Raw genomic sequence first — 11,442 nt, 5'->3', positions numbered from 1 at the left:
TCAACCAGACCGGGCAAGCGATCGAGGTGATTGCCATCACCATGAGTGTGTACCTGGCGATCAGTATCAGCATTTCCATGCTGATGAACTGGTACAACAAGCGCATTGCGCTGATCGAGCGGTAAGGAGCAGCCATGCAAACTCATACCTTCAAACCTGATCTACCGCCACCCGCGCTCAGCGTCGGTGTGGTTGGTTGGCTGCGTGCCAACCTGTTCTCCAGCTGGTTCAACACCCTGTTGACGCTGTTCGCCGCGTACCTGGTGTGGCTGATGGTGCCGCCGCTGATTCAGTGGGCATTGATCGATGCGGACTGGACCGGCACCACCCGTGCCGACTGCACCAGTGGCGGCGCCTGCTGGGTGTTTGTGCAGCAGCGTTTTGGCCAGTTTATGTACGGTTTCTATCCGACTGAACTGCGTTGGCGGGTGGATAGCACCCTGTGGCTGGCAATCATCGGTGCTGCGCCGCTGTTCGTACCGCAGATGCCGCGCAAGGCGTTGTATGGCCTGGCCTTTTTGGTGGTTTACCCAGTCTTGGCGTATTGGCTGCTGCACGGTGGCTTCTTCGGTCTGTCGACCGTGTCGACCAGCCAGTGGGGCGGCCTGATGCTGACCCTGGTGATCGCCGCAGTCGGTATTGCCGGCGCCTTGCCGCTGGGCATCCTGCTGGCGTTGGGACGACGTTCGGACATGCCGGCGATCCGGGTGATCTGCGTGACCTTTATCGAGTTCTGGCGCGGGGTGCCGTTGATCACCGTGCTGTTTATGTCCTCGGTGATGCTGCCGCTGTTCCTGCCCGAAGGGTTGTCGTTCGACAAGTTGATGCGCGCGCTGATCGGGGTGATCCTGTTCCAGTCGGCCTATATCGCCGAAGTGGTGCGCGGTGGCCTGCAGGCGATTCCCAAGGGCCAGTACGAGGCCGCTGCGGCCATGGGTCTGGGCTACTGGCGGATGATGGGCCTGGTGATTCTGCCGCAAGCCCTGAAGCTGGTGATCCCCGGCATCGTTAACACCTTTATCGCGTTGTTCAAGGACACCAGCCTGGTGATCATCATCGGCCTGTTCGACCTGCTCAACAGCATCAAACAAGCCACCACCGATCCGGCTTGGCTGGGCATGGCCACTGAAGGCTATGTGTTCGCCGCGCTGATTTTCTGGATTTTCTGTTTTGGTATGTCCCGCTACTCCCAACATCTGGAGCGCAAGCTGGACACCGGCCACAAGCGTTAGGAGCTAACCAAATGAGTGAAGCAAACAAACAGCCTGCGCCTGCTGACGGCATGATCCAGATGCAGGGCGTGCACAAATGGTACGGTCAGTTCCATGTGCTCAAAGACATCAACCTGAATGTGCAGGCCGGTGAGCGTATCGTGTTGTGCGGGCCGTCCGGCTCGGGCAAATCGACCACTATCCGCTGCCTCAATCGTCTGGAAGAACACCAGCAAGGGCGCATCGTGGTCGATGGCACCGAGCTGACCCACGACCTCAAGCACATCGAAGCGGTGCGTCGTGAAGTCGGTATGGTGTTTCAGCACTTCAACCTGTTCCCGCACCTGACCGTGCTGCAGAACTGCACCCTGGCGCCGATGTGGGTGCGCAAGATGCCCAAGCGCAAGGCCGAAGAAATTGCCATGCACTTTCTTGAGCGTGTGCGTATTCCGGAGCAGGCCCACAAGTTCCCAGGACAGCTCTCCGGCGGTCAGCAGCAGCGCGTGGCGATTGCCCGTGCGCTGTGCATGAAGCCGAAGATCATGCTGTTCGACGAGCCGACCTCGGCCCTCGATCCGGAGATGGTCAAGGAAGTGCTGGATACCATGATCGGCCTGGCCGAAGACGGCATGACCATGCTCTGCGTCACCCACGAAATGGGCTTTGCCCGCACCGTGGCGAACCGGGTGATCTTTATGGACAAGGGCGAGATCGTGGAACAGAACGAACCCAACGCCTTCTTCACCAACCCGCAGAACGAGCGCACCAAGCTGTTCCTCAGTCAGATCATTCACTGAGTTTCAGCCGCAATAAAAAAGGCGATGTACCCATTATGTGTTGCAGGCCGATTTTGTAGGCTGGGTTGGCGGCGCAGGAGGGGTGGTTATGGGGCGCCACGCCATTGGGGCGCCAAGTAACCCAGCATTGCGGTTTTCCGCTAGACCGCCATGGTGGGTTAGGCCGCGCCCGCTCATGGCGGGTTTGCGGCATTCACCCCATCCATTGGCTTTCAATGCGCCGTAACACACCCACAAAAGCGGTCTGCAACACAGTGGGACAGAGCCTTTGTATTTGTGGTTGGGGCTTGGATGGTTTGGGCCTGATCATCTGTGAGCAACGGCGGCCTTCGGGCAAAGGCCAGAATATTAACCAGGACCGCTAGCCAGAGTGCCCTGGCTGGTCGGGTCATAAACGGCACGGGCAGCGTTATGACTCAGGGTAAATGCACGACGCAGTGCCACGAAAATCCGATGCTTAAAAACAAGCACCGGATTTTGCTGCCACCCCGCCAAAGCCCAAGGCAACGGGTTTAGTTGAAAGGCACTAGCCCAACCTGACGATTTTTTCCTCTATGGGCATGATCAGCTCATGGAAATAATCGCTAGTCCCAGGGCCTGGCGACCATCCTCCATCGTGCCAACGCGCACCACCTCCGCTTGCGCGTCCAAGCCGCGTAATTCGTTGTGATCCGAAGCAATATGGATACGTACCTTGTCGCCCATCTGCAACGCGCTTTCAGCTTCCAGCTGCATGCCGGTGCTGGACAGGTCGAGGCACAGCGCAGGAATTTCCTTACCGTCATGATGCACGGTGACGGGGGCCTCCAACCGCATGCGGATGTAATCGCGTTTCTCGCTGTAGGCACGATCATTCTGGCTCATGGGCTTTTCCTCTTGTTATAGGGGCTGTCCTGCAGCTCTTATAACCTTGGCCGATTTGAGGTGTAAAGTCATGTTACGACGACTGGCGCACGCTTGAATCAGGTTACGGATGGGAGTACCGTCAGCGCCTTGAAGCAAGCCGAGTTCGCGCGTACAGGCCGCTAGTCTTACGCATAAGCCAACCCACACCCGGCGCAGTTTGCCTGGATACCTCATGCACAAAACCAGTGCCACGCTGCTGATAATCGACGACGACGACGTAGTGCGTGCGAGCCTCGCAGCCTACCTGGAAGACAGTGGTTTTCATGTGCTGCAAGCCGCCAATGGCCTGCAGGGGCTGGAGGTCTTTCAGGCCGAGTCGCCGGATTTGCTGATCTGTGATCTGCGCATGCCGCAGGTCGATGGTCTTGAGTTGATCCGCCGGATTAATGCCCTGCAAGTGGAAACTCCGGTAATCGTGGTGTCCGGTGCAGGCGTGATGAGCGATGCGGTCGAAGCATTACGTTTGGGCGCTGCCGACTACCTGATCAAACCCCTGGCGGATCTTGCCGTGCTTGAGCATTCGGTGCGTCGTGCGCTGGATCGCGCTAACTTGCGCCTGGAAAACCAGCGCTATCGCGATGAGCTGGAAACCGCCAACCGCGAACTGCAGGCCAGCCTGCACCTGTTGCAGGAAGACCAGAACGCCGGCCGCCAGGTGCAGATGAATATGTTGCCGGTGACGCCCTGGCAGGCTGATGGCTTGACTTTCGCGCACCAGATCATCCCGTCCCTGTACCTCTCCGGTGACTTCGTCGATTATTTCCGTGTTGATGACAGCCGTATTGGCTTTTATCTGGCTGATGTGTCCGGTCATGGCGCTTCTTCGGCCTTTGTTACCGTATTGCTGAAGTTTATGACCACGCGCTTGCTCTATGAGTCGCGCCGTGGTGGCGAGCTGCCCGAATTCAAACCCTCTGAGGTGCTCGGCCATATCAACCGTGGCCTGATCAACTGCAAGCTGGGCAAGCATGTGACCATGCTCGGCGGGGTGATCGACCTGGAAAACAATCGCCTGACCTACAGCATTGGCGGTCATCTGCCTTTGCCGGTGCTCTACAGCGAGGGTCAGGCGCACTATCTGCAAGGCCGCGGTTTACCGGTCGGGTTGTTTGTCGAGGCGCAATACAATGATCTGCAGCTTGAGTTGCCTGCGACCTTCAGTCTGACGCTGCTCTCCGACGGTATCCTTGATCTGCTGCCGGGCGATACCTTGAAAGACAAGGAAGCCCTGTTACCCGAACTGGTCAGCTCCGCGGGCGGCACCCTGGATGGCTTGCGCAAGGCTTTTGGGCTGGCCAATCTGAGGGATATGCCGGATGATATTGCCTTGCTGGTGTTAAGCAGGAACCTTGCATGAACCCTGGGATAAGCCCCGGTAGAATCCAGTTTGCCGAGCAAGATGGCACGTTCATCTTGAAATTTGTCGGCGAAGTGCGCCTGACGCTGTGTTCGGCCCTGGATGCGACCATCGAGAAAATCTTCACCGCGCTGAATTTCTCAGCCATCGTGATTGATCTGACCGAGACCCGCAGTATCGACAGCACGACCCTTGGGCTGCTGGCCAAGCTGTCGATTCTGTCTCGGCAGAAGATCGGCCTGTTGCCGACGGTGGTGACCACCCACGCCGATATCACTCGCTTGCTGCAATCGATGGGTTTTGATCAGGTATTCAATATCGTCGACACGCCGGTGCCGTGTCCGGATTGTCTGGATGATCTGCCGTCGCAGGATCAATCGGAAGAGCTGGTGCGCGCCAAGGTGCTCGAGGCGCACCGTATTCTGATGGGGCTTAACGACTCTAATCGCGAAGCCTTTCATGACCTGGTCAATGCCCTCGAACACCACTGATACGACTCACTAAACAAACGGGGCGCTCATTGAGCGCCCCGTTTGCATTTAGGCCATTCAGGCTTGGGCGGTCAGCAGTTTTTCCAGCTTTTCCTGATCGCGGGCAAACAGGCGAATACCTTCAGCCAGCTTTTCGGTGCCCATGGCGTCTTCATTCATGGCCCAGCGGAATTGGCTTTCGCTCAGGCTTTGCTTGGCTTCGGCAGCCTTGCCCGGGCTGAGCAGGCGCGCCAGTGGCTGCTGATCATCGGCCAGTTGCTGCAGCAGTTCGGGGCTGATGGTCAGTCGATCACAGCCGGCCAGTTGTTCGATCTGGCCGATATTGCGGAAGCTCGCGCCCATTACCACGGTCTGGTAAGCGTTGGCCTTGTAGTAGTTGTAGATACGCGTCACCGACTGCACGCCAGGGTCCTCGGCGCCGACATAGTCGCGGCCCTCGGCCTTCTTGTACCAATCGTAGATGCGTCCGACGAAGGGCGAGATCAGGAACACCCCGGCGTCGGCGCAGGCCTGGGCCTGGGCGAAAGAGAACAGCAGGGTCAGGTTGCACTGGATGCCGGCCTTTTCCAGCTGTTCGGCAGCGCGGATGCCTTCCCAGGTCGAGGCGATCTTGATCAGCACCCGCTCACGGCCAATGCCGGCTTCTTCATACAGGCCAATCAGGCGCTCGGCGCGGCGCAGCGTAGCCTCGGTGTCGAAGGACAGACGCGCGTCTACCTCGGTGGAGATGCGCCCGGGAATGATCTTGAGGATTTCACCGCCCACTGCCACGCCAAACTGATCGCAGGCCAGGCCGAGGTCGCCCTTGCTGGCGGTGACTGCGCTTTTCAGCAGTTCGCTGTAGCCAGGCATGGCTGCGGCTTTCAGCAGCAGCGAAGGGTTGGTGGTGGCATCGACCGGTTTCAGGCGGGCGATAGCATCGAGGTCGCCGGTATCGGCGACCACAGTAGTGAACTGCTTGAGTTGATCCAGCTTGGAGGTCATGACAGCGCCTTGTCGTTGCAGATGCAGCGACCTTAACCGAGTCAGCGCCCTTGCAGCAATTGCGCCGCTTGATCGAACAGCGCCAGGGGCTCGCTGGTCTTGTGGATGTCCACCGAAAGCAGCTGGCGAAAGCGCCGCGCGCCATTGAAACCCTGGGCCAGGCCGAGTATATGGCGGGTTATATGGTGCATGCTGCCGCCTTCGGCCAGGTGCGCGGCGATGTAGCCGCGCATGCTCTGCATGGCCTCGAAGCGGCTCAGCACCGGACTGCTCGCACCGAACAGCTGCTGGTCGACCTGGGCTAGCAGATAGGGGTTGTGGTAGGCCTCGCGCCCCAGCATCACGCCGTCGAAGGTCTGCAGGTGCTGCTGGCACTCTTCCAAGGTCTTGATCCCCCCGTTAAGGATGATCTCAAGCTCCGGGAAGTCCTGCTTGAGCTGCGCGGCCACCTCGTAGCGCAGTGGCGGTACCTCGCGGTTCTCCTTGGGTGACAGGCCTTCGAGAATGGCGATGCGCGCATGCACGGTAAAGCTGCGACAACCAGCATCGCGCACCGTACCGACGAAATCGCACAGCTCGGCGTAACTGTCGCGACCGTTGATACCGATGCGGTGTTTTACCGTTACCGGGATATCCACCGCATCCTGCATGACACTGACGCAATTGGCCACCAGCTGCGGGTGACCCATCAGGCAGGCGCCGATCATATTGTTCTGCACCCGATCGCTCGGACAGCCCACGTTAAGGTTGACCTCGTTATAGCCAGCCTCTTGCGCCAGCTTGGCACAGGCCGCTAGGTCTTCCGGCACACTGCCGCCCAGTTGCAGGGCCAGTGGGTACTCGGCGGCGCTATGGCGCAGAAAGCGCGCGGCATCGCCATGCAGTATGGCGCCGGTGGTGACCATCTCGGTGTAGAGCAGGGCGTGGCGCGACAGCTGGCGCAGGAAATAGCGGCAGTGGCGATCAGTCCAATCCATCATCGGGGCGACGGAAAACCTTCGGCTTATAAGGCTTTGATTTAATATATTTTTTTGCAATTTTAGACCGTCATTTTGCTTGATTCCGCCGCTTGAGTGCACACCTCGTGCACACGAGGGGCGAGCTGGGGACACGAGCGGGGCATTATACAGGTGTGTCACCCCGCGCACTGATTGCACATGCCCCCAAGGTCGCCGAGGCGAGGCGTTGGAAGGGTGGTGCATTGGTGTTCAGTTGCTGCTGGATATTCTGCCAACCCTGGCCAAGGAAGCCCGTTTTACTCTCAAGGGTGGCACCGCAATCAAAATCTTCGAGCACGATTTGCCCAATGCTGATGCTTCGTCAGCTGCTCAAAGGCTAATTGCGATTATCGAACTGCTGTTCGATAATCGCCAAATTCCGCGACTTTATTCCGCCTCGGAGCATGCACAGGACAATAATCATGAGCGAAGAGCCCCGTCTGCCACTCTCGACCCTGGCACCGCCTATCGTCGCCTCGCCGGCCAAACGTATCGAGGCGCTGACCGGCGACCCGAACTTTATGACTTCCCTGGCCCGCGGTCTGGCGGTGATCCACGCGTTTCAGGAGCGCAAGCGTCACCTGACCATCGCCCAGATCAGCCACCGCACCGAGATTCCCCGCGCCGCCGTGCGTCGTTGCCTGCATACGCTGATCAAGCTGGGCTACGCCACCACCGACGGGCGCACCTATTCGCTGTTGCCCAAGGTGCTCACCCTGGGCCATGCCTACCTGTCGTCGACGCCGCTGGCGGTCACCGCCCAACCGATTCTCGACCGCCTCAGCGAGCAGCTGCATGAAGCCTGTTCCATGGCCACCCTGGAAGGCGACGAGATTCTCTATATCGCCCGTTCCGCCACGCCGCAGCGGCTGATCTCGGTGGACCTCAGCGTTGGCAGCCGGCTGCCGGCCTACTGCACCTCCATGGGTCGTATTCTGCTGGCCGGCCTGGATGACCTGGCCCTGGACGACTACCTGGAGCATGCCGACCTGCAGGTCAAGACCAGCCGCACCCTGCATACGGTCGAGGGCCTGCGCGCGAATATCGCCGAGATCCGCCAGCAGGGCTGGGTGATCATCGATCAGGAGCTGGAGATCGGCCTGCGTTCGGTGGCCGTACCGCTGAAGGATTCCGCCGGCCAGGTGCTGGCCGCGTTGAATGTCGGCACCCATGTCAGCCGCGTATCGCGTCAGGAGTTGGAATCGCGCTACCTGCCGGTGCTGCTGGAAGCCAGTCAGGAACTGAGCACGCGGCTGTTCCACTGAGCCGTTTAGCCACAAGCAGCGTGCGTTAATCGCACACTTGGCTAAAGGTTGAATTGAGTCGCCTGTCTGGCCCTGCATACTGCCAGACCGTTTGCCACAGGTGTTGCCTGACGCCTCTAGCGACCGTTTATCCAGCCGCTGCGGGCAACCGCTCTGGCGCGCATAGAATCAGTTATAGCCTGATAAAGAACTGCGCCGAAACTGTGCGCAGTGACATAACAACAAAGTGAGTGCCTAGTTGATGGACAGTAGCCTGCTCAGCGCTGCGAGTTGCGTGTTCGACCGTGCCGACCCCTATGCGGTGTCCAGCTATGTCAATGAACACGTTGGCAGTCACGCTATCCGCCTGCCGACCATCGGTCATCCCGAGGCGTCGCTCAATCACCGCAAGTTCGCCAGCCTGGATCTGTGCCGTATCAGCTATGGCGGCAGTGTGCGGGTGACCTCGCCGGCGCTGGAAACCATCTACCACCTGCAGGTGCTGCTGCGCGGTCATTGCCTGTGGCGTGGGCATGGTGAGGAGCACTATTTCAGCCCGGGCGAGTTGCTGCTGATCAACCCGGATGATCCGGTCGATCTGACCTATTCCGACGACTGCGAGAAATTTATCGTCAAGCTGCCGTCGATCCTGCTCGACAAGACCTGCCGCGACAGCCAGTGGCAGCGCCCGGCCGAAGGTGTGCGCTTCAAATCGCGGCATAGCCTGCAGCAACTGGAGGGTTTCACCGGTCTGCTGCAACTGGTGTGCAGCGAGGCCGAGAGTGCGCAGACGGTGCAACAGGTGCAGGAGCAGTACACCCGCATCATCGCCACCAAGCTGCTGACGCTGCTGGATAACAATGTCAGTCGAATGGTGCCGGAGCAGGGCGCTGCCAGTTTCGAGCGGATCCTGCAGTTTATCGAGGACAACCTGAAACAGGACATCAGCGTCGAGCAGCTGGCCCAGCTGGCCCACAGCAGCCCGCGTTCGCTCTATGCGTTGTTCGAGCGGCACACCGGCACCACGCCGAAAAGCTTTATCCGCCAGAAGAAGCTGGAGCAAATCTATTCCAGCTTGAGTGACCCGGCTTCACGGGTGCGCAATATCACCGAAGTGGCGCTGGATTACGGCTTTCTTCACCTCGGACGCTTCTCCGAGAGCTACAAGAGCGCCTTTGGTGAGTTGCCGTCCGATACCCTACGTCGCCGCGAGTCCTGAATACCCACCCTCTGCCGAGGTAGGGTGGACAACGCGAAGCTTGTCCACCGCTCTCCAACGCGCCGCTCGGGCATAGGTGGAAAACGCTTCACGGTTTTCCAGGCTGTGGCCATCCAATCTTGCAACGCCCTCTAGTACGCCCATCCTGGGCCTTTCTGACTCTGCGCGAACGTCTGCGGGCCGCGTATTTACTGACCTTTACGACGTTGCTCGAGCCACACCGGCTTTTTCAGAAAGCCGTCCCGGCTTTTGCAGAAAACGGATAAAGGTTCTGCGCTAACTGGATATTGTCGGACAGTCCCGAGGCATAGCCTTCATACCGTTGACACAATAACAACGGAGCCATGGCGATGAACCTGGGACTCGACTACCTGAACGGCCTGCTGCAAGAAGATAAAGAACAGGGCATTTTCCGCTGCAAGCGGGAGATGTTCACCGACCCACGCCTGTTCGACCTGGAGATGCAGCACATCTTCGAGGGCAACTGGCTGTACCTGGCGCATGAAAGCCAGATCCCCGAGAAGAACGACTACTACAGCACCCACATGGGGCGTCAGCCGGTCTTTATTGCGCGCAACAAGGACGGTGTGCTGAATGCCTTTATCAACGCCTGCAGCCACCGCGGTGCCATGCTCTGCCGCTTCAAGAGCGGCAACAAGGCCACCTATACCTGCCCGTTCCATGGCTGGACCTTCAACAACAACGGCAAACTGCTCAAGGTCAAAGACCCCAAGGAAGCCGGTTATCCAGACAGCTTCGACTGCGACGGCTCCCATGATCTGAAGAAAATCGCCCGCTTCGAGTCGTACCGTGGCTTTCTGTTCGGCAGCCTGAGCGATGACGTCGCACCGCTGGAAGAGTTTCTTGGCGAGTCGCGCAAGATCATCGACATGATCTGCGACCAGTCCAGCGAAGGCCTGGAAGTACTGCGCGGCTCCAGCACCTATGTGTATGAGGGCAACTGGAAGCTGCAGGCCGAGAACGGTGCCGACGGCTACCACGTCACCGCCGTGCACTGGAACTACGCCGCCACCCAGCAGCAGCGCAAACTGAAAGAAGCCGGCGACGACATTCGCGCCATGAGCGCCGGCGGTTGGGGCAAGAAGGGCGGTGGTTTCTACTCCTTCGAGAACGGCCACCTGCTGCTCTGGACCCGTTGGGACAACCCCGAGGACCGTCCCCTGTTCGCCGAGCGTGAGCGTCTGGCTGGGGAGTTTGGCGAAGCCCGCGCCGACTGGATGATCGGCAATTCACGCAACCTCTGTCTGTACCCCAACCTGTACCTGATGGACCAGTTCGGCTCGCAGCTGCGCATCGCCAGGCCGCTGTCGGTGGACAAGACCGAAGTGACCATCTACTGCATCGCACCCAAGGGCGAGTGTGCCGAGGCCCGGGCTCGCCGCATCCGCCAGTACGAAGACTTCTTCAACGTCTCCGGCATGGCCACTCCCGATGACTTGGAAGAGTTTCGCGCCTGTCAGCAGGGCTTCGCCGGTCGCGCCATGGAATGGAATGACATGTCGCGCGGGGCCAAGCACTGGGTCGATGGCGCCGACGAGTCGGCCAAGGAAATCGATCTGCACCCGCTGATGAGCGGTGTGCGCACCGAGGACGAGGGCCTGTTCGTGCTGCAGCACCACTACTGGCAGCAGCAGATGATCAAGGCGCTGCACAAGCAGCAGGACCAGCTGATCCACGTGGAGGGCGCGTAAATGAGCCTGACCTATGATGCCGTGCGCGACTTCCTCTACCGCGAGGCGCGCTACCTGGACGACAAGCAATGGGACGAGTGGCTGGAGCTGTATGCCCCGGACGCCGAATTCTGGATGCCGGCCTGGGACGATAAGGACGAACTGGTGGAAAACCCGCAGACCGAGATCTCGCTGATCTGGTACGGCAACCGCAGCGGCCTGGAAGACCGGGTGTTCCGCATCCGAACCGAGCGCTCCAGTGCGACCATTCCGGACACCCGCACCTCGCACAACATCAACAACATCGAGATCGTTGAGCAGGGCGATGGGCTGACCAAGGTGCGCTTTAACTGGCACACCCTGAGCTTTCGTTACAAGACCGTCGATCACTTCTACGGCAGCAGCTTCTACACCCTCGACTGCAATGGGCCCAACCCGCTGATCAAGGCCAAGAAGGTGGTGCTGAAGAACGACTACGTGCGCCAGATCATCGATGTTTATCACATCTGAATCCGCGGCAGGGTTGCCGGCGGGAGGCATGGCT

At 59.5% G+C, this 11,442-nt stretch carries 11 protein-coding genes and 1 pseudogene; 9 read left to right on the top strand and 3 right to left on the bottom strand.

The window, feature by feature from the left end:
- From WA145_RS17945 to WA145_RS17935, 3 genes and pseudogenes are all read left to right on the top strand, one after another.
- Positions 1-125, top strand: a pseudogene (locus WA145_RS17945) (amino acid ABC transporter permease); the annotation flags it as partial.
- Positions 126-134: 9 nt separating this feature from the next.
- Positions 135-1,232, top strand: a complete 1,098-nt coding sequence (locus tag WA145_RS17940; RefSeq protein ID WP_422582870.1) for an amino acid ABC transporter permease — start codon at positions 135-137, stop codon at positions 1,230-1,232.
- Positions 1,233-1,243: 11 nt separating this feature from the next.
- Positions 1,244-2,008 carry an amino acid ABC transporter ATP-binding protein gene (locus WA145_RS17935; protein WP_422582869.1) on the top strand — a complete coding sequence of 255 codons (765 nt, stop codon included), beginning with the start codon at positions 1,244-1,246 and terminating at the stop codon, positions 2,006-2,008.
- A gap of 564 nt (positions 2,009-2,572) precedes the next feature.
- On the opposite strand, the gene WA145_RS17930 is transcribed toward WA145_RS17935, so the two are convergent.
- Complete coding sequence (locus WA145_RS17930) at positions 2,573-2,872, bottom strand: PilZ domain-containing protein (RefSeq protein ID WP_422582868.1); 300 nt, start codon at positions 2,870-2,872, stop codon at positions 2,573-2,575.
- A gap of 214 nt (positions 2,873-3,086) precedes the next feature.
- Between WA145_RS17930 and rssB the strand changes: the two genes are divergently transcribed.
- Complete coding sequence (rssB, locus tag WA145_RS17925) at positions 3,087-4,271, top strand: two-component system response regulator RssB (RefSeq protein ID WP_422582867.1); 1,185 nt, start codon at positions 3,087-3,089, stop codon at positions 4,269-4,271.
- Between the two features lie 8 nt (positions 4,272-4,279).
- A complete protein-coding gene (gene rssC / locus WA145_RS17920; protein WP_108488407.1) occupies positions 4,280-4,762 on the top strand; it encodes an anti-sigma factor antagonist RssC in 483 nt (160 codons plus the stop codon).
- Positions 4,763-4,819: 57 nt separating this feature from the next.
- Here the strand turns inward: rssC and tal are convergent, their stop codons facing one another.
- The gene (tal, locus tag WA145_RS17915) at positions 4,820-5,746 is read right to left on the bottom strand and encodes a transaldolase (RefSeq protein ID WP_422582866.1); all 927 of its coding nucleotides are present in this window, start codon (positions 5,744-5,746) and stop codon (positions 4,820-4,822) included.
- Positions 5,747-5,787: 41 nt separating this feature from the next.
- Positions 5,788-6,783, bottom strand: a complete 996-nt coding sequence (gene dusA / locus WA145_RS17910; protein WP_422582865.1) for a tRNA dihydrouridine(20/20a) synthase DusA — start codon at positions 6,781-6,783, stop codon at positions 5,788-5,790.
- A gap of 383 nt (positions 6,784-7,166) precedes the next feature.
- Between dusA and WA145_RS17905 the strand changes: the two genes are divergently transcribed.
- The 4 genes from WA145_RS17905 (at position 7,167) to benB (ending at position 11,408) form a co-directional block, all read left to right on the top strand.
- Entirely contained in the window at positions 7,167-8,009 is an 843-nt protein-coding gene (locus WA145_RS17905) for an IclR family transcriptional regulator domain-containing protein (RefSeq protein WP_422582864.1), read from the top strand.
- A 241-nt stretch (positions 8,010-8,250) separates the two neighbouring features.
- The gene (locus tag WA145_RS17900; protein ID WP_422582863.1) at positions 8,251-9,207 is read left to right on the top strand and encodes an AraC family transcriptional regulator; all 957 of its coding nucleotides are present in this window, start codon (positions 8,251-8,253) and stop codon (positions 9,205-9,207) included.
- 350 nt (positions 9,208-9,557) lie between these two features.
- Positions 9,558-10,919, top strand: coding sequence for a benzoate 1,2-dioxygenase large subunit (benA, locus tag WA145_RS17895; RefSeq protein ID WP_422582862.1), 1,362 nt, complete (start codon positions 9,558-9,560; stop codon positions 10,917-10,919).
- Positions 10,920-11,408 carry a benzoate 1,2-dioxygenase small subunit gene (gene benB, locus WA145_RS17890; protein WP_422582861.1) on the top strand — a complete coding sequence of 163 codons (489 nt, stop codon included), beginning with the start codon at positions 10,920-10,922 and terminating at the stop codon, positions 11,406-11,408.
- The last annotated feature ends 34 nt before the right edge of the window (positions 11,409-11,442 follow it).

It is taken from the genome of Pseudomonas sp., from assembly GCF_049301935.1.
Classification (GTDB): domain Bacteria; phylum Pseudomonadota; class Gammaproteobacteria; order Pseudomonadales; family Pseudomonadaceae; genus Aquipseudomonas.
Note: the sequence above shows the minus strand (reverse complement) of the source record. Positions and strands in the feature narration are given on the sequence as shown.